This is a genomic window from Hyalangium minutum, from assembly GCF_000737315.1.
Lineage (GTDB): Bacteria > Myxococcota > Myxococcia > Myxococcales > Myxococcaceae > Hyalangium > Hyalangium minutum.
The window spans coordinates 479187-503809 of the sequence record NZ_JMCB01000002.1 but is presented as its reverse complement, the minus strand read 5'-3'; the positions used below and the strand labels follow the sequence as shown (position 1 = coordinate 503809).

Annotated in this window: 24 protein-coding genes; 6 read left to right on the top strand and 18 right to left on the bottom strand. The window is 68.4% G+C overall.

Annotation, left to right across the window (positions count from 1 at the left end):
- Window positions 1-377: 377 nt before the first annotated feature.
- Window positions 378-2165: a CBM96 family carbohydrate-binding protein gene (locus DB31_RS05760; protein ID WP_240486544.1), complete on the top strand. Its 1788-nt coding sequence runs from the start codon at window positions 378-380 to the stop codon at window positions 2163-2165.
- A gap of 17 nt (window positions 2166-2182) precedes the next feature.
- Here DB31_RS05760 and DB31_RS05755 read toward each other — a convergent pair whose 3' ends face one another.
- From DB31_RS05755 to DB31_RS05750, 3 genes are all read right to left on the bottom strand, one after another.
- Window positions 2183-2905: a hypothetical protein gene (locus tag DB31_RS05755; protein WP_052419742.1), complete on the bottom strand. Its 723-nt coding sequence runs from the start codon at window positions 2903-2905 to the stop codon at window positions 2183-2185.
- 176 nt (window positions 2906-3081) lie between these two features.
- Window positions 3082-3207: a hypothetical protein gene (locus tag DB31_RS51185; RefSeq protein ID WP_276203607.1), complete on the bottom strand. Its 126-nt coding sequence runs from the start codon at window positions 3205-3207 to the stop codon at window positions 3082-3084.
- A gap of 46 nt (window positions 3208-3253) precedes the next feature.
- Entirely contained in the window at window positions 3254-3850 is a 597-nt protein-coding gene (locus DB31_RS05750) for a TetR/AcrR family transcriptional regulator (protein ID WP_044183378.1), read from the bottom strand.
- A 104-nt stretch (window positions 3851-3954) separates the two neighbouring features.
- On the opposite strand from DB31_RS05750, the gene DB31_RS05745 reads away from it, so the two are divergent.
- The 3 genes from DB31_RS05745 (at window position 3955) to DB31_RS05740 (ending at window position 7204) form a co-directional block, all read left to right on the top strand.
- Window positions 3955-5571, top strand: a complete 1617-nt coding sequence (locus DB31_RS05745; RefSeq protein ID WP_044183375.1) for an FAD-dependent oxidoreductase — start codon at window positions 3955-3957, stop codon at window positions 5569-5571.
- Between the two features lie 89 nt (window positions 5572-5660).
- The gene (locus DB31_RS48630) at window positions 5661-6005 is read left to right on the top strand and encodes a hypothetical protein (protein WP_157231845.1); all 345 of its coding nucleotides are present in this window, start codon (window positions 5661-5663) and stop codon (window positions 6003-6005) included.
- 125 nt (window positions 6006-6130) lie between these two features.
- Window positions 6131-7204, top strand: coding sequence for a Fic family protein (locus DB31_RS05740; RefSeq protein WP_240486543.1), 1074 nt, complete (start codon window positions 6131-6133; stop codon window positions 7202-7204).
- 154 nt (window positions 7205-7358) lie between these two features.
- On the opposite strand, the gene DB31_RS05735 is transcribed toward DB31_RS05740, so the two are convergent.
- The 4 genes from DB31_RS05735 to DB31_RS05720 all read right to left on the bottom strand — a co-directional run bounded on the left by DB31_RS05735 (window position 7359) and on the right by DB31_RS05720 (window position 10767).
- The gene (locus tag DB31_RS05735) at window positions 7359-8150 is read right to left on the bottom strand and encodes an NAD(P)-dependent oxidoreductase (protein ID WP_075305880.1); all 792 of its coding nucleotides are present in this window, start codon (window positions 8148-8150) and stop codon (window positions 7359-7361) included.
- Between the two features lie 53 nt (window positions 8151-8203).
- Window positions 8204-8824 carry an O-methyltransferase gene (locus DB31_RS05730; RefSeq protein ID WP_044183369.1) on the bottom strand — a complete coding sequence of 207 codons (621 nt, stop codon included), beginning with the start codon at window positions 8822-8824 and terminating at the stop codon, window positions 8204-8206.
- A 101-nt stretch (window positions 8825-8925) separates the two neighbouring features.
- Window positions 8926-9807, bottom strand: a complete 882-nt coding sequence (locus DB31_RS05725; RefSeq protein ID WP_044183366.1) for an NAD(P)-dependent oxidoreductase — start codon at window positions 9805-9807, stop codon at window positions 8926-8928.
- A 51-nt stretch (window positions 9808-9858) separates the two neighbouring features.
- Window positions 9859-10767 carry a LysR family transcriptional regulator gene (locus DB31_RS05720; protein WP_044183363.1) on the bottom strand — a complete coding sequence of 303 codons (909 nt, stop codon included), beginning with the start codon at window positions 10765-10767 and terminating at the stop codon, window positions 9859-9861.
- A 92-nt stretch (window positions 10768-10859) separates the two neighbouring features.
- Between DB31_RS05720 and DB31_RS05715 the strand changes: the two genes are divergently transcribed.
- The gene (locus DB31_RS05715; protein ID WP_044183360.1) at window positions 10860-11699 is read left to right on the top strand and encodes an SDR family oxidoreductase; all 840 of its coding nucleotides are present in this window, start codon (window positions 10860-10862) and stop codon (window positions 11697-11699) included.
- An 8-nt stretch (window positions 11700-11707) separates the two neighbouring features.
- Here DB31_RS05715 and DB31_RS05710 read toward each other — a convergent pair whose 3' ends face one another.
- The 6 genes from DB31_RS05710 to DB31_RS05690 all read right to left on the bottom strand — a co-directional run bounded on the left by DB31_RS05710 (window position 11708) and on the right by DB31_RS05690 (window position 16678).
- Window positions 11708-12202 (bottom strand): VOC family protein, encoded by a 495-nt coding sequence (locus DB31_RS05710; protein WP_044183357.1) that lies wholly within the window; start codon window positions 12200-12202, stop codon window positions 11708-11710.
- A gap of 23 nt (window positions 12203-12225) precedes the next feature.
- The gene (locus DB31_RS05705; protein WP_044183355.1) at window positions 12226-12996 is read right to left on the bottom strand and encodes a VOC family protein; all 771 of its coding nucleotides are present in this window, start codon (window positions 12994-12996) and stop codon (window positions 12226-12228) included.
- Between the two features lie 118 nt (window positions 12997-13114).
- On the bottom strand, window positions 13115-14908 hold the full coding sequence (locus DB31_RS05700) for a tetratricopeptide repeat protein (protein WP_044183352.1): 1794 nt from the start codon (window positions 14906-14908) through the stop codon (window positions 13115-13117).
- 11 nt (window positions 14909-14919) lie between these two features.
- Complete coding sequence (locus tag DB31_RS48625) at window positions 14920-15444, bottom strand: hypothetical protein (RefSeq protein ID WP_157231844.1); 525 nt, start codon at window positions 15442-15444, stop codon at window positions 14920-14922.
- Window positions 15441-16040, bottom strand: coding sequence for a hypothetical protein (locus DB31_RS05695; RefSeq protein WP_044183347.1), 600 nt, complete (start codon window positions 16038-16040; stop codon window positions 15441-15443). Before DB31_RS05695 ends, DB31_RS48625 begins: the two co-directional genes overlap by 4 nt.
- Entirely contained in the window at window positions 16037-16678 is a 642-nt protein-coding gene (locus tag DB31_RS05690) for an RNA polymerase sigma factor (protein ID WP_052419741.1), read from the bottom strand. The genes DB31_RS05695 and DB31_RS05690 overlap by 4 nt, the downstream gene beginning before the upstream one ends.
- A gap of 131 nt (window positions 16679-16809) precedes the next feature.
- Between DB31_RS05690 and DB31_RS49885 the strand changes: the two genes are divergently transcribed.
- Window positions 16810-17850 carry a hypothetical protein gene (locus DB31_RS49885; protein ID WP_044183344.1) on the top strand — a complete coding sequence of 347 codons (1041 nt, stop codon included), beginning with the start codon at window positions 16810-16812 and terminating at the stop codon, window positions 17848-17850.
- Between the two features lie 84 nt (window positions 17851-17934).
- Here DB31_RS49885 and DB31_RS05680 read toward each other — a convergent pair whose 3' ends face one another.
- The 5 genes from DB31_RS05680 to DB31_RS05660 all read right to left on the bottom strand — a co-directional run bounded on the left by DB31_RS05680 (window position 17935) and on the right by DB31_RS05660 (window position 24619).
- On the bottom strand, window positions 17935-18690 hold the full coding sequence (locus DB31_RS05680; protein ID WP_044183340.1) for a hypothetical protein: 756 nt from the start codon (window positions 18688-18690) through the stop codon (window positions 17935-17937).
- Window positions 18691-18722: 32 nt separating this feature from the next.
- Window positions 18723-19097, bottom strand: a complete 375-nt coding sequence (locus DB31_RS05675; protein ID WP_044183337.1) for a DUF488 domain-containing protein — start codon at window positions 19095-19097, stop codon at window positions 18723-18725.
- Between the two features lie 275 nt (window positions 19098-19372).
- Window positions 19373-19885, bottom strand: a complete 513-nt coding sequence (locus DB31_RS05670) for a GNAT family N-acetyltransferase (RefSeq protein WP_052419740.1) — start codon at window positions 19883-19885, stop codon at window positions 19373-19375.
- Window positions 19870-20877 carry a hypothetical protein gene (locus DB31_RS49575; RefSeq protein ID WP_044183334.1) on the bottom strand — a complete coding sequence of 336 codons (1008 nt, stop codon included), beginning with the start codon at window positions 20875-20877 and terminating at the stop codon, window positions 19870-19872. Before DB31_RS49575 ends, DB31_RS05670 begins: the two co-directional genes overlap by 16 nt.
- A gap of 28 nt (window positions 20878-20905) precedes the next feature.
- Entirely contained in the window at window positions 20906-24619 is a 3714-nt protein-coding gene (locus DB31_RS05660) for an FG-GAP-like repeat-containing protein (RefSeq protein WP_044183331.1), read from the bottom strand.
- Window positions 24620-24623: the final 4 nt, after the last annotated feature.

Here is a 24623-nt window from a genome sequence, read left to right as displayed (position 1 = left end):
CAGCCCACGGGCCGCACGCCGCGCGACATCAGCCACTGCCCTCAGCGTACTCCCAACGCAGTGCCCCACCCACAACGTGAGTGTAGGACCTCCGCTCCGCTCGAAGCAGCGCACTGCCCCCTGCCCAACGTCCGCCCGGCTCCGCGTGCTGGCGGATGTCCATCGCTGGACCAGATCCCTGATCACGCAGTCCCCGCGTGAAGGGGTGCGCCCTATTCCACCCAAGCTCGCGTTGCTTGGGACACAGGGGGTAGGCCTTGGGTAGGTGGGAACGGGGAGTCAGGTGGGCGGTAAGTGTCGCTGCGGTAGGTGTGTTCGTGCACTGCGCGGAGGGCCGCCTGGAGGCTCCAGCTCCCCTCCTCACACAGGAGCAGCCGGTGCTGGAGGAGTCACGGACGTTCCCAGCCGTCGCGGACACGCGGGTGGAAGCCCCGTCGCCCACCCAGAACTTTGGGAGTTCCAGCACGCTGCGCGTGGATGGGGATCCGCAGTACGAGACCTTCCTGCGCTTCGACGTGAACGGACTGAGTGGCAACGTGATTCGGGCGAAGCTCCGCCTGTACGCGACGGATGCCACCGTGAACGGGCCCTCCGTCCACACCACGGACCCGGAGTGGCAAGAGGGCATGGTGACGTTCCAGTCGAGGCCCTCGCCGCAGGCCTTCGTGGCGAGCACGGGAGCGGTGGCGGCGAACACCTGGGTGGAGTGGGAGGTGACGGCTGCGGTGCAGGGCAACGGCACGGTGAGCTTCGCGGTGCTGCCCACCGGCATCGATGGCACCGTGTTCTACTCGCGCAACACCTCCGTAGCGGCCATGCGGCCCCAGCTCGTGGTGACCACGGAGGCGAGCACGCCCACGCCCCCGCCGCCCTCCAGCGCGGACTGGACCTTCTATGGCATGGCCCAGGGCGGGCCTCGGTACGTGTACGGGGTGAGCACCGACGCGGGCGGCAACATCTGGGTCGCGGGCGGTGAAGACGGGCTCTACGTGCTCGAGCTGGGCCAGACGCAGTTCCGCCGCTTCACGATGGAGGACGGTCTGAGGCCCTACGGCTACATGTCTGACGGGGGCGCGCCTCCGGGCGCGCCGTACCTGAAGGTCATCTCCGTGGCCGGAGGCCCAGCAGGGACCGTCTTCGTGGGCTACGAGGGCAAGCCACCCGCCCCGGGGATGCCCACCTGCGAGAACGAGTGGGACCAGGGCTACGACGCAGGCCGCATCCCGGACGCGAGCATCTACAAGAGCGGAGATGCGGATCGGGTGACGCTCACGGCCACGGGCATCCAGGTGGCGCACTATGACGTGTCCACGGGTCCCAACTGGGTGCCCAACGAGCCGCGCGGCCGGGAGAAGCTCTGCAGCATCTGGCGCATCGTGTACGACGCCCAGACAAACAGCGTCTGGTTCGGAGCCAACCACGGCTTTGGGTGGGGCAGCGCGGACTTCCCCGGCTACAGCTGCGCGCCAGGCACCTGGAACTATGGCTGCGCCGGGGTGATGGAGCACGTGCACCCAGCCATCAACGCGTGGAACCACGACCAGAGCAACGTCGTGCTCCTCACCGACGCGTACTACGGCGTGTCGGTGGCCGCGAACGGGGACGTATGGTTCGGCGGCGCCAACCGCTCCACCCGGTTCCGGTACGGCACCCACGGCCACGACTACTGGCAGGCCCAGGTGGAGAGCGAGGGCAGCGAGTACACGTGGAACCGCATCGACATCTGGCCCGACGCCGTGGCCGAGCCCACCTGGCCCACCCGCGAGCAGCGCGTGGATGACACGGTGTCCGGCATGGCGGTGATGAGCGACGAGACCGTCTGGGTGGGGAGCTTCCTCCGGGGTCTGGCCCAGCTCAGCCCCAGCGGCCAGGTGCTGCGCACGCTCTCGACGGAGCTCGCGGATGGACGCGGGAACGTGGCGTCCGTGGCGGTGGATCCGCTCGACAACAGCGTGTGGGCGGGCACGGCCCAGGGCGGCGGCCTGAGCCGTGTGCGCGGCAACACGGTGGAGTGGCACGCCAGCGGTCTGCTTCCCAACGAGGTCCTCGGCCTCCGCGTGCCGGACATTCAGGTGGACCGCTCAGGGAGCACGCGGCGAATCCTCGTCGCGTTCCAGGGCGACGCCACCACACCCGGCTCCATCGGCATCTACACGGGCCCGTAGCCCCGGCCGCGGGAGCGCTAGTTGCTCTTCACCCGCTCATTCAGCCAGGGCACAACGCGGCCCAGCACATCGGGGCGCGGGTTCTCCAGGGTGATGAGGCCCGCGCTGTCCGCGGGAATGGGAACCGGAGTGGGCGGCGTGTAGATGCGGCCTTCCACCTTCAGCGTGGAGGGCAGCTTGAGGCAGTACGTCTGCGGCGTGAAGGAGCCGAAGGTCTTGTACACGAGGACGTACTGGCGTCCTGCCATGACCGGGTAGTCCGTGATGGCCGTCCCGGTCTCGAGCGCGTTTTGGTAGAAGGTGCCGCCAGTGGCGGTAAAGGTGACGCCGTCCTCGATGGTCGCCATGCTGAGCGGATACGCGTAGCCATACTTGTAGCCATTCGGGTTGACCGAGAGCACATCGCCCTGGATGACGACCCTTCCGGTCTTCTGAGCAGTGAGAACGAAGGCGTCGTAGCGGAAGTCCAGGGTGCCCAGCGCGGAACTGGTGTTGAGCAACCCATTGACCGTGCAGTCCACAGGTTCCTCTGGCGCTGGCGTGCTGGTGTCGGGATCCCGAGCCGAGGACGTGAGGGAGAAGGGAGAAGTCCGGGTCTGCGGGGTGCCCGTGGACGGATCCGGGTTGGTATTGCCCGGATTGGGCACAGGAGCGGGAGCGGGACCGGGCTCAGGCTCGCAGGCAGTCACCACGGCCAGGAGCACGGGCAGGACGAAGACCAAACGGTACGAACGCTTCATGGATGTTCTCTCCAATCGAGCCGGCCCCGTCCGCATGCTCCGAAAAGCATGCCGCAGGGTCAACCCGTTTTCGGCGTGACCGTTGGTCAAAGCACCGAATGGGCACGAGAGCACACCCCACGAACAGACAGGTGCTCCAGGTGTTGGCGCAGCGGGCACGGGTGCTCGCGGACGCCTCATGATCGGGTTCGCGTGAACTCCGCGGCCACCTTGCGATCGTCGATCAAGAGGCTCGCCTCGATGGAACGGCGGGCCTTCGCGACGAGCGCCAGCGCTGCGTCGAGATAGCTCTCGTTGGTCACGAGCCGAACGGATGCCTCGTCATTTCGCGCCATATCGGACCGCAGGTTACTTCCGTTTCACATAGCGCAGGAGGAGCGTCACCAGTTCCTCCTGGAGGAGCCTCTGGGACAGGGACTCGGGGCGCTCCACCACCGCGCGGTGGATGACCGCGTGGGACACCGTGTCGATGAGCCACAGAGCCAATTCCGGGTCCGGCACGTCGGCTCGGAACCGGCGGAAGGTCTCCAGCAGGAGCGCGTCCTCCGGGTCCACCTTCCGGGCGCGACGCGCGGGCAGTTCCTCCGTCAAGGCATGGTGCAGCTTCGGGTTCACCGCGTGCGCGGCGAAGCCCATCCCCACCAGCGTCCGGATGAGGTCCTCCAGGCTGTCGAACGTCCGGGTCTCCAGCACCTTCCGCGCGGCCTCGCGCTGCTCCTTCACGTGCCGGCGGGACACCTCCGCCACCAGCGCTTCCTTGCCGGGGAAGAACTGGTACAGCGACGCCACGTTGACGCCCGCCCGCTCCGCGATGCGGTTCGTCGTCAGCTTCGCGTAACCGTCGCGCACGAGAATGTCAGCAGTCGCCTGCACCAGCGCATCCACCGTCGCGCGCGAGCGCTCCTGCGAGGGCATTTTCCGAGGGGAAAGCTTCGCGCGCGGCATGCTGAACTCCTGGGGCAGGAACGCAAGCTGACAACATAAGCACTTCCTTACATTCTTGTCTCCGTCGCTCCCGGGCCGCCAACGCCCCGCGACAGGAGACCGCCATGTCCCATGCCCTCCCCCTTCCGGCGCTCGTCATCGGCGCCGGTCCCACCGGCCTGACGCTCGCGTGCGACCTCGCGCGCCGGGGTATCCGCGTGCGCGTCGTGGACGCGGCCCCAGGTCCCTTCGCCGGCTCTCGGGGCAAGGGGCTCCAGCCGCGCACGCTGGAGATCCTGGACGACCTGGGCGTGCTCGACGCCGTGCTAGACGCGGGCACCGCCTATCCCCGGCTCCGCTTCCACTGGCGGCGCTTCGTCGTGGGCCGCTGGACAATGATGGCCCAGCACACCGCGACGCCCGATGTGCCCCATCCCAACCCCTGGCTCGTACCGCAGGCACGTACCGAGGGAATCCTGCGCGACCGGCTGGCCTCGCTCGGTCATGCCGTGGAGTTCGGCACCGCGCTCACCGGGTTCACCCAGGATGACGCGGGCGTCACCGCCACCCTCACCCGCGACAGCACCCTGGAGACCGTTCGCGCGGAGTACCTGGTGGGCGCGGATGGCGGACACAGCCGCGTGCGCAAGGTGCTGGGCCTGCCCCTGCACGGCGAGACGCGCGAGGAGGAGCGCATGGTAGTGGGCGACGTGTGCGTGGACGGCCTGGACCGCACCCGCTGGCACGTGTGGCCCTTCGCGAAGGGCGGCATGGTGGCGCTGTGTCCCCTGCCTGGCACGGACCGCTTCCAGCTCGTCCTCCAGGTGAAGCCCGGCGGCACCGTGCCGGAACTCACCGAGGCCGCCCTGAATCAACACTTCCAAGATGCGGCGCGACCTGGCCGCACGCTGCGCCTGCACGACGCGAGCTGGCTGTCCGTGTACCGCCCCAACGTGCGCATGGTGAACCGCTACCGCGTGGGCCGCGTCTTCATCGCGGGAGACGCCGCGCACGTCCACCCTCCCGCCGGAGGACAGGGGCTCAACACCGGCGTGCAGGACGCCTACAACCTGGGCTGGAAACTGGGCCATGTCCTCCAGGGCGCGGACCCCGCCCTGCTCAACACCTACGAGGCGGAGCGGCTGCCCATTGCCGCGAACGTGCTCGGCCTGTCCCTGAAGCTCTATGAGGGCATGAGCCAGAGCCGGCTGAAGTCCCTGAGGCGGGGCTCGGAGGAACGGCAACTGCAATTGAACTATCGCGGCGGTCCGCTCGCTCCCGAGCTGCCGGGCGACACGGCCCGCGTGCGCGCGGGAGACCGGGCCCCGGATGCGCCGTGCACGGATGCGCGCGGCAATCCCTGCCGGCTCTTCGACGCCTTCCAGGGTCCCCACTGGACGCTGCTGGCCTTCGGGCCGAGGCACGCGGACGTACCTGAGTGGGCCTCCTCACTCTTCGGCGACACCGTGCGCACTGTCACCCTCCGCGCACAGGGGAGCGCCCCGGATGCCGAAGCGGCTCCGAACGAGGGGGCGCTCATGCTCGACGCGGGTGGACATGCGCACCGGGCCTACGACGTGGCGCCGGGCACGGAGGCGCTCATCCTGGTGCGCCCGGACGGCTACGTGGGGCACGCCTCGCGGCCTGGAAATGTTGCGTCGCTGGAGCAGTTCCTGACGCCACTGCTGCCCCTCCCTTCCTCGACTGGCATCCACATGAGCAAGAGCCAGGGCCGAGCCTAGGAGTGGCGCGTCTGGGAGGAGGCCGAGGCCAATGTCCTCCGAGTGCTAGATGCGTACGCCCAGAAGGCCGTCGAGGCAGAGCCACCACCTTGCACCGCTACGACGTGGTGCTAATGAACCCTCCTCTTTGGTTCCGGCAGCACTGCCGCCAAGCAGGCGTTCGAGCGCTCGCACCCGCGCACGAAGACGGCGTCTGCGCGGCTCTTGTCGAGCGGGGCTTGAAGTTGCTGCGCCCGGGAGGGCCGCTCGGCGCCATCGATTCCGCCATGGTGGAAACGGCGGCGTATGCCTCTCGAAATCCACGGCCCCTGAGCAATCCGCTATGGAAGCAGGTTGAAATACCGGATCGCGAACACGATCCTTATTTCAGGATCTGGCAGTCGATTGCAATAACCGCGCGTCTTACGCAGGATTATCTCGGGCTACTTCAGTAGGCAGGAGGCGCAATCCGATGCGCGCAGGGCAATACGTACAGCAACTCCATGGATACCGGGCGTTCATTCCCGCCGCCTTGCCCCCTACGTCCCCTGTGCGCATGGAGGGGGAGTTGACGGCCCTGATGAGTGAGGCAGACCGGGCGCTCGGACGGCTGGACGGGGTCGCTTCCATTCTGCCCAACCCGGACCTCTTCGTGGCGATGTACGTACGGCATGAAGCGGTCCTGAGTTCGCAGATTGAGGGTACGCAGAGCACGCTCGAGGATGTCCTCCAGTACGAAATCGACGCAAAGGGACCTCGCATCGCCAAGGATGCGGGCGAAGTCGTCAACTATGTGGCGGCGATGAACCATGGCCTGGAGCGGCTCAAGACCTTGCCGCTCTCGCTGCGGTTACTGCGGGAGATCCATGGAAGGCTGATGGAGGGCGTCCGCGGCAGTGAGCGGAGCCCCGGGGAGTTCCGCACTTCGCAAAACTGGATTGGCCCGCAAGGTTGCAACCTGCAGACAGCCACTTTCGTGCCACCACCTCCTCACGAAATGAAGGAGGCGCTTGGCAACTTGGAGAAGTTCCTGCACGACAGCCGGGGCTTGCCTCCGCTCGTGCAGTGCGGCCTGGCGCACGCGCAGTTCGAGACCATCCACCCGTTCCTGGACGGCAACGGCCGTGTGGGGCGCTTGTTGATCACGCTGTTGCTGTGCGAGCAGCGCATCTTGGCACGTCCACTGCTGTACCTCAGCGTGTACCTCAAGGCCCACCGCGCGGAGTATTACGACCGGCTCACGGCCGTGCGAACGGCGGGAGACTGGGAGGGGTGGTTGCGCTTCTTCCTCAAAGGTGTTGCCGAAGTGAGTGTCGCGGCGACGAACACCGCGCGCTCCATTCTCCACCTGCGAGAGGACGCACGGCAGAAACTCGCCGCCAACGCGCTGGGTATCCGGCTACTGGACTACCTCTTCGAGAAGCCGTTCATGTCCGTGCGCGCGGCGGAGCAGCACCTGAGGTGCTCGTTCGCGACGGCGGCCAGCACCATTGAACAGTTGGTGGCGGCTGGATTGCTGCGGGAAACAACGGGGCAGAAGCGGAACCGGCTGTATCGGTATGAGCCGTACCTCGCGCTGTTCGAGCAGCACGGGATGGAAACGGGAGCGCAGGGCACGCCGCAGGTTTCAGGTTCGGAGGTGGGTGATGGGTGAGACGGTCTTCTTCCGGTTGCTGAATGCTGCGGACAGAGAAGCAGCGCTGGCAGGTGCAATGGTGATCCCAAGGCCGCAGCCTTCAATGCGTTGGGACTCACTTGAGGAGCACTCGCTCGTTTGGCTCGGCCCCCTCTGAGCGCTCCCTAGCACCTCACCCTCGCTTGCCGAGCGTCCACCCCTGCTTCTCAGCGGTATGTCCCACCGGAAGGGCAATACCCACCCGCTGGCGGTTGAACGGGCCATTCTTTTCCAGGTGGCGCATCACCACTTCGGCCGCTGTTGCATAGGGGATGGTGGTCTCAGGGAACCGCTCGCGCAGCCGCGCGAAGAGCCGCGCATCGTCCGGCGCATCACTCACGTCGATCTCGACGGGGAGGACTTCGGTGCTGATGCGCAGCGTGTCCACGGCGGGCCTGTCGGCCGAATCAATCAACGGACCCGGGCAGAGCATCGACCAGTCGAGCGACGAGGCACGCAGCGTCTCGTGGTTGGCGCGGTGGGTCTGGTACATCTCCGGCATCCCGGCGAGATCAATGCCGAGACGGTTCGTGTTCGGGATGCGCATCACGCCCAGGCCGCCGAGGAACCAGAGCCGTCCGCCGGGCCCAAGCATGCGCTCCGCCGCGTGGACGACCGTGCGGCCCAGTTCGATGAACGCCGCTCCGTCTCCCGCATGCCCCGCCGAGTTCACCACGGCGGATGCGCCCCTCATCACCGCAACCATGGCCTCGGCGTCGCGAGCATCGCCCTCGGTCAAGGTGAGCAACGGGTTATCCGCGACTCGGAGCGTCTCCCGGAGCTTCTCGCGGCTCCGGGCGACGGCCGTGACCGGCTGTCCCAGCCGCAGGGCCGCATGGACAAGCTCACGGCCCAGGCGCCCGGCGGCTCCGAGCACCACCACGGGGCGAGAGGCATGGGGTGAGGAGGTCGTATCGTGGCTCATGGCCGTATCCCTAACCGGCAGCCACGACACGCGCCAGTGCTCGCGCAAAGCGGTCAGCTCGGCTCGAAACGGCTGACCTCCAGCCCAGACCCCACGGGGAGCAGGACACTGGTGATTCCGGGCTTCGCGCGTACGGCTCGGCCATAGCGCTGCACCTCTTCGCCACCAGGCCGGAGCATGTTATCGGCGACGATGATCGCCCCCGGATTGAGCTTGGGATAGAAGGCCTCGAGGCACGGCACGTAGAGGTCCTTCCACAGGTCAACGAGCACGAAGTCGAGCTTGAACGGCAACTCGTTGATCATCTGAACCGCATCACCCACCTTGAAGTCGATGGAGCCGGCCAGCCCCGCCTTCTCCGCCATGCCGCGCGCATAGGCTGCCTTGTAGTCCTGCAGCTCCATGGTGGTCACCCGGCCGCCAGTCGCCCGCGCGGCTTCCGCCAGCCAGATCCCGGAGTAACCGTAAGAAGTGCCGAGCTCCAGGATGTGGGGGGCCTTCAAGCTCCGCGCAAGGATGTTGATCAGCTTGCCCGTGTCCGGTCCCACGGAGAGCAGGACCTGATCGCGCAACCCCTCAAAGCCGCCCTTTTGCGGCGCCTCCCGCATCAGCTGGTCTTCTGCGCGTATGCGCTCGTGATAGGCGTCGAGCACCGCCGTGACTTTCTCGTCCATGGGTTGTCCGTCGTGTGGGTTGAAGAGCCAACCGCACTACCCTGTTCACGCCGAGATTGCCTGCTGAAGCAGAGCGTGTGTCGCCTCGATGACTGCGGAACTCAGTCCTGCTTGAGCGTCCGGAACACTGCTGGCAACTCCTGGCCTCCCCATCCCGCGCTCACGGCTCGCTTGTAGTTGTCGAGCAGCTCTTTGGGGAAGCGTGCGCTCATGCGGGCGTCCTGGCTCAACCGGACGATGTGCTCGATGGCCGCGACGTGGGTGTTGAGACTGCACTGGTCGCCCGAGAAGTCGTTGCGCTCGATCATCCCCTGTGCGGCATCAGCCGTCACGGAGATCAGCCCGAGGAAGGAGTTCTTGTGGGCGAAGAACGTCTTCGGGTCCAGGCCCTCCGCCTGGCACATCGCCGCAGCGTGCAGGAAGGCCAGAGAGCCTCCGTAATAGGACTCCAGAATCGCGCAGTCGAGCGTCGCGGCGGCCCCGATCTTCTCGTCGACGTAGATGGAGTTCTTGGCAATCGCCTGAAGGGTAGGAAGGTGCCGGTCGAAGACGGTGCGCAGCCCGGCGTAGAAGACCGTCGCGTAATCGGTGGCGACGAAACTCGGGTAGGCGAGAATCGCAGCGTCCAAATAGTCCACGCCGTGAGCCGTGGCCCACTCCAGGGCCGCGCGAGCATCCGCGGGAGAGCCACTGGTGAGCTGAACGAGCGTCTTCCCGGCCAGCGCCTGCGCAACCCCCTTCGCGGAGAGCAGCTCGAAGCTGGCGGCATAGTTGGACACAGAGACGATGACCAGCTCTCGGCCCGAGACGGCCTCGACCAGGTTCTCCCTTGCCACGGTGCCACTGCCTACAGCCTGGGCCTTGCTGGGAGTCCTGTTCCACACCACGACGTCATGACCGGCCGCTGCCAAGGCTCGCGCCAGTGCGGTTCCCATGAGACCACTGCCGATCACCCCCACCTTCGCTGCACTGCTGGACGCCATCTTCCATCTCCTTCCCACCACAAAAGAGGCGCCAGCATAGCCGCTTTCCACTCACACACTTTCCTGGCGCTTCGTGAACTGCTTCACCACCTCCACGAAGGCTCGCAGCCCCGCAGGCACGTGGCGGTGGCTCGGATAGAAGACGCACAGCCCCGGGTATGAGGGCAACCAGTCCTCCAGCACGCTCACGAGCTTTCCGGAAGCAAGCGCCGAGCGAACCTCCCACTCGCTCAGATACGCGAGCCCCGCGCCATTCATCGCCGCCTCTATCACCAGCGAGAGCGTGTCGAGTGTGAGCGGCCCATCCACCTCGATCTCCAGCTCCTCGCCCCGTCGTTCGAACTCCCACGCGTAGATGCCGCCATTCCGCTTCCGCGTGCGGATGCAGCGGTGCGCGCGCAGGTCGGCCGGCACCTTCGGCCGGGGGTTCGCCTTGAAGTACCGGGGAGAGCCGACCACCACGGAGCGCTGCCTCGGGCCACAGGACACGGCCACCATGTCCTGCGGCACCGCTTCGAGCAGCCGGAGACCCGCGTCGAAGCCCTCCTTCACGATGTCCATGAACCGCGACTCGACCACCAGCTCCACCCGCATGTCGGGGTAGCGCTCCATGAACTCGAGCACCACGGGCGTGAGCACCTGCCGCGCGGCGCCCTCCGAGGTGGTGATGCGCAGCGTGCCCGCGGGCGTGTCGCGGAACTCTTTGACCATCTCCATCGCCGCCGAGAGCTCGGCGAGCGCGGGCCGAACGCGCGCGAGAAACTGCTCCCCCGCCTCCGTGAGCGACACGCTGCGCGTCGTGCGCTGGAAGAGCCGGACGCCGAGCCGCCGCTCGAGCGCCGCCACCCGATGGCTCAGCGCTGACGGCGAGAGGCTCAGCTCGGCCGCGGCGGCCCGGAAGCTGCGGCGGGAGGCCACTGCCGAGATGGCCTGGAGCTCGAAGAGATCCGGTCGTTTCATTGTGCTGTCTCCTGCACCAGTTCATCTCATGTTGCTGTGATTGTTGCACCAGTCCCGCGCCGCTATCTGACGGTCTCCACAGGAGGAGCACCATGAAGAAGACCGTCCTCATCACCGGCGCATCATCTGGGTTCGGCAAGGCCACCGCGGAGCTGTTTGCCGCCCGTGGCTGGAACGTCATCGCCACCATGCGAACGCCCCAGGAGCTTCCCGGCACGTTCGTCACCCCGCTCGACGTCCAGAAGCCCGAGACGATCCGCGCCGCCATCGATGCGGGCCTCACGCGGTTCGGACGCATTGACGCCGTGGTGAACAACGCGGGCTATGGCGCGTTCGGCGTCTTCGAGCTGACCCCGGACGAGAAGGTCCGCGAGCAGTTCGAGGTGAACGTCTTCGGCGTCATGAACGTCGTGCGCGCGGTGCTGCCGCACTTCCGCGCCAACAAGGGAGGCTGCATCGTCAACGTGAGCTCCGGCGCGGGCGTGTTCGCGCTGCCGATGATCTCCCTCTACAACGCGAGCAAGTTCGCGCTCGAGGGCTTCTCCGAGTCCCTCTCGTACGAGCTTGGCGCGCTCGGCATCCGCGTGAAGATCGTCGAGCCAGGCGGCGTCATCACCACGAAGTTCGGTGAGCGCTCCGCGAAGGAGGCAAGCCTGCTCTCGAGCGGCATCCGGGACTACGACTCCTTCGTCTCGGAGGCGCACCAGGTCTTCGCGGCGATGCGGGCCTCGCGCAGCGCGAGCAAGGACTCGACGTCCGAGCACGTCGCCGAGGTCATCTTCGAGGCAACGAACGACACCTCGGAGCGCCTGCGCTACGTGGCGACGAGCGACATTCTCCCGCTCGTTCGCGCACGCCGGCAGACCTCCGAGGACGAGTACATGGCCTTCATGCGCGCCAGCGTGGCCCCGAAGCCGCCAGCGGGCCCGTAAGGCGTCCCTCAGTGCTTGGGAGCGCTCGCGCCGTCATAGGCGCGCTGGAGCGCGGCGACGTCGAGCTTGCTCATCTTGAGCATCGCCTGCATGGCGCGGGCCGCGCCCTCGCGGTTGGAGCCCTGCAGCAGCTGGTTCAGGGCGCGCGGGACGATCTGCCATGAGAGCCCGAACCGATCCTTGATCCAGCCACACTGTCCCGGCTTGCCGCCGTCCTTCGACAGCGTCTCCCACAGCCGGTCCACCTCGGCCTGGTCCTCGCAGTCGATGGTGAAGGACACGCCCTCGGTGAAGGGGAACTGCGGGCCACCGTTGAGCCCCACGAAGGGCTGTCCGGCGAGCGTGAACTCCACGGTCAGCACCGCGCCCGCGGACATGCTCGGGTTGTCGGCCGGAGAGCGCGTCACCTTGTCGATGCGGGAGTTGGGCAGCAGCGTGACGTAGAACTTCGCGGCCTCCTCGGCGTCGTAGTTGAACCAGAGGCAGGGAATGATCTTGGACATGTCTGTCACTCCTGGGAAGCGGGCTAGGACTGAGGGCTCATGTGGAGGGCGAACATCCCCCCCTGCGGATCCATACACTGGGCGATCCGATCGCCGCCCGGCACTTCCATGGGCCCGTTGAGGATTTGACCTCCGAGCTGCTTCACGCGCGCCAGAGCCGCGTCGAGGTCCTCTACCGACACGTAGTAGAGCCAATGCGCCGGCACCTTCATCTGCACGGCGACGTTCGACATCCCTCCGAGAGAGGTCTGCGCGTCGTAGCCGAACATCCAATACGCGCCCATCTCCGGGCCCATGTCCATGGAGCGGGTGTGCTTCCACCCGAACAGCTCCGAGTAGAACTTCCAGGCGCCCTGGTAGTCGGTGGTGTTCAGCTCGTGCCAGGTGAAGTAGCCCGGCTTGCGGGGAGCATCGTTCATCGGCTCCTGCGGCCGGAACACGCCGAAGATGGCGCCCTGCGGATCCGCCAGGATGGCGAAGCGGCCCACGGTGGGGATGTCCGTCCCCGGCCGGAGCACCTTGCCCCCAAGCTCTTGCGCCTTCTTCACCGTGGCGTCGACGTCATCTGTCTCGATATGGGCCAGCCAGTGCGGCGGCGTGCCCCGCTTCGTCTCCTCCGCCGGCAGGGCCATCATCCCGCCGATGGTCTCATTCCCTACGGTCCACATCTCATAGTCAGCTTGCTCCCACTTCGTGGTCTTCCAGCCGATGACGGCCGTGTAGAACGACCGGGCTGCGGCCACGTCCGGCGTCATCAGGTCGAACCAGTCGAAGCGTCCCTTCCTTGCTGCCATGGCGTACCCCCCTCTGCGAGAAGGCGCGCACCCTAGCAGCTTGCCTGGCACGTTGGGAGTGGGAAGGTGAACCTCTCAGGTTGTCCAGGCTCCAGGAGCTTCTTCGAGCCGCAGCCCGTCACCACGTCCCGCTCAGCTCCAACATGGGCTGGTGCTTCTGGTAGTTCCCGTTCGTGTAGTCGTAGCGATGGCACACGTAGTCCGGCGCCTCGCATGCATCCGCCGGGTCGGCCAGCCGCGTGTCCACGTTCGAGTCGTTCGACAGGAAGTCGTACCGCACGGACAACTGGAGGTGCTTGCCCAGTTGGGCGCTCAGGGCCGGGCCCAGGACGAGGCGCGTGTCCCGGCGCTGGCGATGCCCCCACTCCTGCTCGCTCCCGTCCAACAACTGGACGCGCAGGAAGCTCTCGCTGAGGTAGCGGCGCCACTCCAGCCCCGCGTAGAGGCTCGCCTCGAAGCCCTCGCCCAGCTCCCAGCGCGCCGATGCGCCCGTGGCGTGGCCCGCCCAGGCAAAGGGGATGACGTACTCCTGCAGCAGGCCGGAGCCCCCGCTGGAGGCCGACTGCATCAGCGTGCCGATGCGGTCTTCCCGGTAGCGGTACCACCCTGTCAGCAGAAACTTCCGGAGGCGCAGGTCCTGGGACAGCGTCGCATCCAGCCGCCGGCCCGTGAGGTAGCTGAACTCGCTGGCGAGCCCCACCTTGCGCGAGAAAGAGGCATCGAGCCGCGTGCTCGTCAGCTCATTCTCGTCCAGCGCCACCCACACCGAGCCCGTGGCTGAGGCCTGCAGCCCCCGGAACGCCGAGATGCCGGTGAAGTACACCTCCCCGTTGGCCGAGGCGCCCAGGCGAAGGCGGCGCACGGCGTCCCACTCCACGGCGGCTCCCGCGCGGTGCAGCTGCAGCGAGTAGTCGCTGGCGGAGCTCTCCGTGTACGCCCGCTGCGAGCCGCCGTACGACAGCTCGGAGAACACCGTGTCCGAGAGCCGCAGCCGCGCGACGAGCCCGAGCCCCACCTCCACGAACTGGCTGGCGGTATCCAGCGTCCTCGACCCGAGCGAACCATCCCGCGCCGCCACGCCCACCTGCAGCACGTTGCTGTCGTAACCCACGCCCGCCCCCACCGAGGCCCCCAGCCCCTGCCCGCTGGAGCGAAGGCCGTAGGAGAGCCGGTCGAGGTAGTCCCGGGCGACTTCCCTGTCCCGGGGCTCCAACCGCAGCGCCAGCGCCGTCACGATGTCCTCCCGCGCCGCCACCCGGTCTCCCGTCCGGTAGGCGGAGGCTCCCGCCATGAGCCGCGCGCGGCCAGAGGAGCCTTCCCACTTCGCGGCCTCCAGGAAATGCGTGCGCGCCTCCTCGAAGCGCCCGGCGTCAAAGGACGTGAGGCCCTGTCGATAGGACTCGTCGCCCGCGCTCACCGTGGCTCCCTTTGCGTGCGCCACTTCCGAGAGCAGTTCCTCCACCAGCGCGAGCTCCCGCTCGGCGGCTCCTGCCTTCGCCCGAGCTGCCCACTGCGCGGCCCGCTCGGGGAAGCCCGCATCCAGCGCGGCGAAGCCCGCATTCACCCAAGCCACCCGGGAGAGGGACTCGTCCGCCGCGGCCTGGAGGAAGGCCTGCTCGGCCTCCTCGAAGCGGCCCAGCTCGTACAGACAGGCGCCGCGGTTGAAGTTCCAGGGCGCCCGCTCGGGCGCGTCCTGCGCCTTGCCCGCAGCCTCGAGCGCCTCCAGGGCGTCGGCCGGCCGCCCACTGCGAAAGCGCGCCAAGCCCACCAGGTAGAGCGCGGCGCCTTCCTGTGGAGGTTTCGCGGCCTGCAGCGCCAATTGCTCCGCGCCCTCGTACCGTCCCTCGGCGAAGGCCTGCTGTGCCTCTGTGAGCGAAGCCCCCGTGGCCGACAGCGCCAGGAGGGCAAGCACTGGGGCGAGCATCATCGCGGCGGTGGCGGAAGCTGGGAGCCCGGGGGAGGAGGAGTGCCGTCCGTGCGAGGAGATGGCGGACCGCGCCCATCCTCACCGGGGCGCGGCGGTCCTGAGCGCCCCGGGCCCTGCTGGCGGTGAGCACCTCGTCCATCCGGGCCTGGAGGCGGCCGTACCGTGTCTCCTCGCGGTGGAGGTGCCGGACGCTCCGTGCGCATCCGGCCCAGAATCGTGTCGACCTTCTCACCCGGCGCGATGACGTCCACGGTGTGCGAGCTGCGCACGCGGACGCGCGGCTCCGCGCCTCGCGGCTCCAGCGCGGAGGGTGCCGGAGCATCAGGGCCACGGATCGCGCCCGTGTCCGCCGGAGCCGTCTGGGCCGGTGCTCCTTGTGGAGGAGATGCAGGTGGGGGCGCTGCTTGAGGCGGGGGCGCTGTGGGCGGGGGCACCGCCTGAGCCTGCGCACGCGCGCTCCCGGCCCCGAGCAGCACGAGCGCCACGGCGACTGCCCCGAGCTGTGCAATGGACCGGTTCATCCGTCAGTCACCTCGAGCACCACATCATGCTCTATCTTCTGATCTCCCGCGCGAGCCATCGCCGTGACCAGATAGCGGCCCGGCTTGTGCCCGCGCACCGCGATGGGGATGACGTTGCTGCCTGCGTTCAGCGGCTGCGTCCATTGGAAGGAGCGCAGCGGCAAGTCCTCGCCGTCCGCCCAGAAGGACAGGCCCTCGGGCAGGCTCACCTGGAAGTCCGCCTCCTCCACCGCCACGTCCGCCGTGAAGTCCAGCTTGATGACCGCCACCTTGCTGGCTGGCACGGCCGTGCCCGGCGTCTCCAGCGGCTGCGCCACCTCGGCGGAGCCCTGCGGAGCGGCCGGAGGCGTCTGCACGGCGCTCAGAATCAGGAACGCGGCCACGCCCGCCGCGACCCCCACCGCGGGCCAGAGCACCGGCGCCCCCCGGCGGAAGAACGAGCGGACCCGGTCCCACCCGGACGCGGGCTCTGGCGGGCCCGCCGCGGCCAGCCGCCGATGGAGCGAGGCCTGGAAGCCCAGCTCGGGCGGGTCTTCCCGCAGCGCTCCCAGCTGCTCTCGCAGCGCGCGCTCCTCCGATGGCTCCAGCTCACTCATTTCTCGCTCCTACGCCCATGGGACGAAACACCTGGGCCGGATGTTCCCACCGTGGCTTCACTCGCCGCCGGATCGGGCGCCCGCTCGCCCGCCAGCAAGTCCCGGAGCAGCGTCCGGCCCCGCGAAAGCCTCGATTTTACTGTACCGATGGGCACGCCTTCGATGGCTGCCACCTCGTCATACGTGTGCCCCTCGACATCGAAGAGCACCACCGCCGTGCGGAACTCCTCCGGCAGTTGACGCAGCGCCTTCCAGAGCCGCTGTCGCTCCTGCGCCCGAGCGAGGCCCTCATCGGGCGGCTCGGCGGTGGAAGGCAGCCGGGCATGGTCCGTGGGGAGCGGATCCTCTTGAGAGCGCTCCCGGCCCGCGCGGCTGCGCGCCGCGTCCACGACGACGTTGCGCACCACCGCATAGAGCCACGTCTTGAACGCGGACTGGAAGCGGTACGAGCGCAGGCTCTTGTAGACCTTGACCAGTGCCTCCTGCGCCAAGTCGTCCGCATCCGAGTCTGACCTGGCGAACGCGCGCGCGAAGCGGCGCACCTGGGGCAGGTACGAGGACACCAACAGCTCGAAGGCGCGGACGCTGCCGTCCTGGGCCTCGGCGATCAATGCGCGCAGCTCTTCGTTCTCGGCCAAGGCCCCCAGTCTAGCTTCCCCCAAGGATGGGTCCGCAAAAACGCGCACGGTGCCGGGAACACGAAAATTCCCCTTCTCGTCTCTCCGCATGCAGTCGGTTCGGGCCGGAACCGAAACGCACGGGAGCACATATGACGCACTGGAAGAAGAGCAGCTCATGGCTGGGAGCCGTCGCCCTCGTCGCCGGGGCGCTGACGAGCGGGTGCACGGGGAACAGCTCGGAAGAGGACACCACGGAGGTGGTGTCTCAGACGGTGGAGGCCACCTCGGACTCGAGCGATGCGGTCGAGGTATCGAGCCTGATGCGCGGCCTGCACACGCTGCGTCCGGATGCGGTGGAGGGCTTCCACTGTGACGCCAGCCCGGACATCACCTACGTGGATGTCTGTGGCAAGAGCCTCCCCGCCACGGTTCACCTCGAGTGGACCGACTGCGAGTCCCCTGGCAGGCCCGGGGGCGGTGGGCGCGGTGGTGGCCACGGCGGAGGCGGGGGACGTCAGCCTCCGTCCGGCGGCACGGGCGGCACGAGCACCGGCACCGTCTCGAGCATGGACACCACCACGACGCCGACGACGCCAGCGCCGGGAGACGGGGACCTGAAGACGTGCGGCGGGCCGCGCTTCGGTCCCTCCAGCGGCACGGTGGACATCGCTTATGACTACAAGGCGTCCGAGGACTGCTCCACGGTGCAGCAGGACCAGAGCGTGACCTTCCAGCTCTCCCGCACGGGAGAGGATGGCTCCGTGTCGACGGTGCAGGGCACCACCTCCTCGAGCGCGACGCTCAACGGGGAGGCTCCGCCGCAGACGAAGACGACCCAGGCCGATGTCACGCGCTCTCGCACCGATGCGTCGGGCTCGGTGGTGAGCTCGGTGCACCTGACCGGCTCCATGACGGTGGAGTTCTCCAGCGACACGCCGCCGACGCGCACGGTGAACGGCTCGTACACCGAGGCGTACCTCGACGGCACCACAGGCACGGTGACGCTGGAGAACATCGTGCGCGCGCCGCGGAATGTGTGCCGCTGGCCGACCGCTGGCACCCTCACGCGTGCCACCTCGGACGGCACGACGCACACGCTGGTGTTCGGGCCGGACTGCGGCACCGCGACGCTCGACGGCACCGCCGTGGAACTGCCGGACCACGGCGCGCCGGGAACGGGCCGCCGCTAAGGCGCCCGGGAGGCCTCGCAGCTCGGAGGTGCTTATCCCCCTTCAAGGACCTCCGGGCTGCGGCCTCTGTTGTTTCGTGTGTCCTCAGCCGCTCTGGCACTCGAAGCGAATGTCGCTCTTCCCTGCCCGCAAGGCCTCCAGGCGCGCCTTCACCGTGTCGGCGATGGGAGCCTTCGGGAAGGCCTTGAGAAAGGCCTCGAAGCCGGCGGTGACGCCCTCGGCCTTCTCGCAGGCACAGCCTTCCTCCTGGGTCATCGCCTCGTGGATGCGTTCGAGTTCTTTGGCCACCTCTTCCGGGTAGGCCTTGGGATACTTCGCGGCGAACTCAGACCAGCCCCGGTAAACGGAGATGAGCTCCGGCGAGTTGTAGAGGGTGCAACCGCTGTAGTCCGTCTGCTGCTCGACGAACGCCGGCCACGCATCGTGCTCCGGGAAGGTGCGCTGGATGTTCTCGAAGAAGGCGATGTCCTCCGGCGTGCCCTTCTTCCGGGCGAGCGCCAGGAAGTAGGCAGTCCGCGGCACGGCGTAGAGCGCCTCCCCGGTGCTGACATTGAAGCCCTCGAGCTTCGTGTTCACGGGTGTTTTGGCCTTCGGGTCACCCGCGGGAGCCTCGTCGCGCTCCATGATTTGCTCCTGCAGTTCCTGGGCGGCGGCGAGGCCCAGATGGAACACAGGCTCGACCGAACCCTTTTTGGCGCGCTTCAACTTCGAGAGCTCGGCGAGATACTTCGCGCGGGAAGAGTCCTTCTTCTGCGCCCAGGCCGTGAGCGGCCCCGCGAGGAGACACACGAGCACCCAGGTTCCCAGGGCGCTCCGGCGATGCGTGGAGGTCGAGGTCATGGGAGCACTCTACATTTGAGAGCGTGCGCCTCTCAGCGCTTCCGAGCAGCCTCGATGAGCTCGGCCAGAAGGGTGCGGTGGCACACCTGCTCCAGGATGCAGTCCTTCGAGCAGAGCAGCGTCACCGTCTCGCCCCGGTCCACACGGGCGGCCAGCTCGGCGATCTTCTCCTGCTGGGCCTGCATCTCGCTCATGTAGCGCTCGCGGTAGGCATCCAACGTGATGGGCGTCTGGCCCTTGCCGTAGAAGGCGTCGAAGAGCTCGGGGCTGGGCGCCAGGTCGCGCATCCAGACGTCCCAGGTCTCCTTCGCCTTCGTCACACCGCGTGGCCGGTAGCGGCAGATCAGCACCCTCAGGCCGTCATCCGGCTCCGCGGGCACGACCCAGCGCTTGGTCTTGATGGGCATGGCTGCCTCTCCTAACGCCCTCCGGCTCGCCCGGCATTCTCCTGCCAGGGGAGCCAGCGCTCCCCCGGCGTCTCGACTCCGGAATCAGCGCCTCAGCGCTTTCCGCGCTGGGCTGTGGGGCGTGCCTTGGGCGGCCGCTCGGGGACGAACCAGGGCCTACGCAGGTGCTGGGCATGGTGGGCGGGGAACCGCGCACCTGTGGCTCGACGTGTCAGCCCTCTCTTCTCACAGGTCGTTCCCACCGCTGACCTGTCAGCCAGGAACTGATCATCGCTCTACCCGAGCAGATACTCGTGCTCGGTGCAGCCACCCTCGGAGGTCGTGGCCACGCGCCGCATGCCGATCTTCTCCAACACCCGGATGGACGCGGTGTTCTCCGCGTCCACATACGCGACAACCGCTGGCGCGTGTAGGACGTGGAGGCCGAAACGCAGCAGCTCGGCGGCTACCTCTGTGGCGATTCCACGTCCCCAGTGCGTGTCGAGGATCCTGTAGCCGAGTTCCACCCGCCCGGTGGGCTCTCGCAGCAGCGCGGCGGCCCCCACGAACTCGTCCGTGCCCGAGTCGTGGATGGCGTAGACGCCCTCGTGCTCGTGCTGGGCGCTCCTGGCCAGGATGCGCTCGAACTTCTCCGCCGTCTCCTCCCATGTGAATGGGCGGCCCGTGACGAACTGCATGACCCGCACGTTCCCCGTAAGCTGGTGGTACAGGCCCACGTCCCCGCTCGTGAACTTCCGCAGGGAGAAGCGCGCTGTCCTCGGGGCCATCGGCATCAAGGGGCCAGCCACTCGACCCTCAGCCGCCAACCTTCCACAAGCAGCGCCAGCGCCTGCTCTTCGCACAGCGCACGCTTCAAGGCCTGGAAGGACGCTTCCGAGAGGCACCAGACGTAGCCGTCCTCTTGTTGTTTGACGCCTTCCGGCTCCACCCCGGGAAGGATCATGAGAAAGCATCCGCTGATCCGCTCCGCTCTGCTGCCAGGAGGGGTGATGGCGGAGGTCTCGCTCTGCCCTTTCTCCCAGACGAGACACGCATTCGCGGCCGCATCCATGCCGGTCAGGAACGCGAAGGGCTGCGTCTCGCCAGGCAGTTGCTCGAACAACTTGCGAAAGTGTTCATGACTCCCCGGTGCGACACGCAGGACGAGGTCTCCCTCCGTCTGCACGACCCGCGCACTCCACATGTGCACACTGGGGACCTTGGGCAACAGGCTCTCTTCGAGGAGGGACGCTGGCAGCTCCGCGCGGTGGAGATCCGACCAGGAGGGATGCGGGTAGTAACCCAAAGCCTTGCCGAGCGAGGCGAAGACGCGTGCGGCCCCGCAGCGCATGTAGATCTCCAGTTCCTTGTCGGTGATGAGCATGACCGCCAGCGCCCCCTGCGGCACGGGAACCCCGGGCATGGGACTCGCCGCCGCGTAGAGGAACTGCCTGCCTGGGAACGGCCGCCGCTCACCGAAGCTCGTGACATCTCCCACGTCCACCGTCCGGCCCTGCGCGGCGAAATGCTTGAACGTGGAGAAGGCCGAGAACACCCGCTGACGGAAAGCATCCTCCTTCACTTCCGCCGTCTCGCGCAGCGTGAGCACCATCTCCTTCTGCCGGTGCTCCGCCAGCCCCTCCGTCACATACGAACAGCAATCGATGAGCCCCTGCTGCGTGGAGAGGCGGTGGCGGGTGAACAACACCGAGAGACCAGGCTCGATGTCGAACCGGCTGACCTGCGCGGAGTTCCCAGGTTTTCCAAACAGCCGGTCCCGCAGTCCTCCCCACAACGACATGGCTCCCCCTTGAAAAGAGGGCGCCAGCTTAGAACGAAAGCGGCAGCGAGAAGGCCGTGCCGTTCTGTGTCCCCGTGCGATAGCTCGTCGGCGCGCCGATGACGAGCGTCGGCGGGCTGTTCGCCCCGCCCTGCGTGAGCGAGAGGTCCTGGCCGATGTTGGAGCGCTCCGCCACATCGCCCACCGCGATCAGCCATGGCGTCAGCCGGCCCGTCGGCTGCGCGCCACCCGCATAGAGGAACACCGCGCCGCCACCGTCCGAGGACTCCGAGGCTCCCGGAGCACCGACGATCAGATCCGGGATGGAGTCGCCATTCAGGTCCCGGCCTCCCGCCAGCGCACGCCCGAAGTTCACCGCGCGTGTGCGGTGCACCACCGTCACCGGGTTGACCCCATCGCCCAGCGCGCCCACCAGCGCCTCACCCGCCCCCGTCGGACGGCGCCCCACCAGCAGATCCTTGTCGAAGAGCAGCACCGCCGGCTGCGTCACCCCGTCGAAGGGGACGGACGTCGCGCTGATGGCGATGCGGTCCTTCCCATCGTTGAGGAACTTGCCCGCCCGCGCTGTCGCCACGCCGAGACCCAGCACGTTGCCACCCACCTCGCCATCCGCCGCCAGCCGCACCCACGAGGCCGCCGTCCGGCCGCCGCAGCGCGTACCGCCCGCGTCGTAGCCGAAGAGGATGATGACGCCCGAACGGTTCGTCTCCGTGTAGCGCCAGCTCACCTCTTCGCAGCCGTCGCCGTTCAGGTCGCCCAGCACCGCCGGGGCGCTCGTCTGGCGCGTCGTGGAGCCGTCCGTGAAGTAGAGCGGATCGCACCCCATCGTCAGCTTCGCCAGCGAGGCGTCATCCGGCGTGCGGCCGAGGAACACCTCGAAGCCGTTGTTGCGCAGCACGCCGATGTCATCACGCCCATCGCCGTTGAAGTCGAACTCACCCACCACGCCGCGGCCAATCTGGCTGCGGCGGCAGCGCGTGTCCGTGTCCGGCGTGCAGCCCGGAATCACCAGCGGCGCCCACAGCCGATAGGCATCCTTGAAGGAGCCGTCCGCCTGCCCCAGCGACACCAGCAGCCCGCCCACGCCCTGCGAGGCCGTCGTGACACAGCCCGTCTTCTGGGCGGCATACACCGACAGGTCCGCCGTCGCATTGGAGGCTGGCACCGTGAAGGATGGCGCGCCCACCACCACATCCTGGCGCCCGTCGCCATTGAAGTCCGTGAATGTCACGTCCGTGCCCACGCTGCGGCCCTTCACCACCGGCGCGCTCGCGCCCTCGGCCACCATGGAGGCCACCGTGCCCTGCGTCAGGTCGTACGTGAAGGCCCGACCCACGTTGAAGTCATTGCCGTCCGCCTGCGTGCCAGGGCCCGCGACGCCCGGCGCGCCCACGAGCGCCACGGCCCGGCCGCCCACGCCCGTCGTCGCCGCCACCACCTCGCCGAAGCGCTCCACCGCGGGCTTCGCCGGCACCACCGCGATACCGCGGGTCCACTCGGCGAACGAGGCGCCCGCCCGCGTGAAGAACTCCAGCCGTCCGGTGAAGGCACCCGCCTCGGAGGAGGACCGCCCGGAGAAGGCCAACAGGCCGCCACCGCTCGAGTTCCCCCACGCGGCCAGGCCCACGCCGAACACGTCCGACTTGCTCTGCCCGTGGATGACGGCCAGCGGCTTGTTGATGACGCTGCCCGCCGTGAGCGTCGCCAGCGGATAGGCCAGCACCCGGCCTGCCAGGCGCAGCGTGGTCGACCCCGACGGCGCGGACGCGTTGGGCGCCCCGAGCACCAGCTCCGAGCCGGACTGCCCGTCCACGTCCATCACCGCGAAGCTGCGGCCCGCGAAGATGCCCGCAGCCTCACCATAGATGCGGGCATAGGCCGCATCCTTCGTCACCTGCACCGGCGTGTCCGAGGGCTCGCCCGTGGGCTTGTACGCCGTCAGGTCGAACAACAGCGCGCCGCCCGCGTCCGTGGCCCCCGGGTTGCCACCAGGGCTCAGATTCGGCGAGTCCGTGCGGTCCGCCACCGCCATGAGCAGCGGAGGCCGGGTCCCCTCGCTCGGGGCGAAGCCCAGGCGCCAGGTGCCCTCGGTGCCGTCCGCCGAGTTCATCGGTAGCACATACACGTCCGCGGCGGCCCGGAACCGCGTCCCCGAGCTCCGCCCGAAGTGCACGGACACCGCCACGAGCACCGTGGCCTGCGTGGTGCCGTCCGCCAGGTAGCGCGACACCTTGCTCAGCGCCGCGATGTCCGTCAGCCCGTCCCCGTTCAGGTCCGCCGCCACGATGGCGCGGCCCAGGTCCGTGTTGCTGCGGGACATGAGCGTGTTCGTCTTGGACAGGTCCGAGCCGCCGAGCCGGATGGCCGGCAGGTCCGGAATGGGCTGGCCCGGCGTAATCGTGAAGATGTCCACCGTGCCGCGGCGAGACACCGTGGACGAGGGCGCCAGGTCTCCCGCGGGCGCGCCGATGATCAGATCCAGGTCCCCATCCCCATCCGCATCCGCCATGGCGAGGCCCGTGCTGAAGGCGCCACCGCGGGCCACGCTCGTGAGAGGCTGGCGCATCAACTCCGGCCCATTGGCGCCCCAGCGGTAGAGGTACACCGCACCCGAGTCCGCGCCGGTGATGTCCGCGCCCGGAGAGCCCACCGCCAGCTCCGCCTTCCCATCCTTGTCCAAGTCTCCCGCCGCCAGCGTGTCGCCGAAGGCCGCCGTGTCCGTGGCCCCCGTCAGCACCCACGTGGGCTGCTGGGGGAAGCCGGTGGAGCTGCCCTTGAAGATGAACACCGCGCCGCCGAGCGGCCGGTTGAGATCGCTCTCACGCTGCCCCACCGCCACGTCCTGCATGCCATCCCCGTCGAAGTCCGCGGAGACGACGGTGGCCACGTCCGTGATGCGGCCGTGCGGCTGCGTGGGGCGCGTCAGCTCGTCCATCACGCGCACGGAGATGCGCGCCGTGTCCTTGGTGAAGGGATCCGTCGCCTCGAGGATGGCCAGCCCCCGGGCGGAGGTCTCGGCCTTGAAGCGGCCCCCCTCGAGGGTGCCCGGGCCGGAGACCTTCGTCCACGACACCCGGTCGCTGCCGCCCGCCGTGGCCAGCGGAATGGACGAGCCCGGCGGCAGCGCCAGGACCACCGGGTCGCCGCGCAGCCGCGCGCTGGCGCTCACCTCGTACTGGAGCAGCGCCTCATCGCCCGTCTGCCCATCGCGCACGCGCAGCAGGTCCACGCCCGAGCCCTGGCCCGCCCTGTACACACCCGTGGGCGAGAGCGTGCTGCCCGCGGAGCTGGAGACCAGCGTGAAGTCCGGGTTGCCAAGCATCCCCTGCGTGAACACCTGGAAGGAGGTGCCCGGGCGCACCATGGCGCGTGCCGGCCCCACGTCGAAGCCCGCGATCACCTGCACCGTGGCCTGCGCGGACCCGGAGCACTGGATGTCCTCCACCACCAGGGTGTCCGTGCCCGGAGTGGCTCCCGCGATGAAGCGGTCCCCGCGCATCTCACCGGAGGAGCCGCCCGCCTCGGCACGGAAGCGGTAGTGGCCGCTGCCGCCCGTGGCGGTGAGGTCCACCGCGCCCGCCACCCGGAGGCGGGTGGGCTCGGCCTTCAGCGTCATCGGCGGCAGCCCGTCGCAGGGATTCACCACGGGCGCTTCGGGAGTTGGAGGTACAGCCTCCTCACCGCAAGCCAGGGCCAGGAGCGCGGAGGCACACGCCGCGCGAGCGAGCAGTCGGGACTTCATGAAG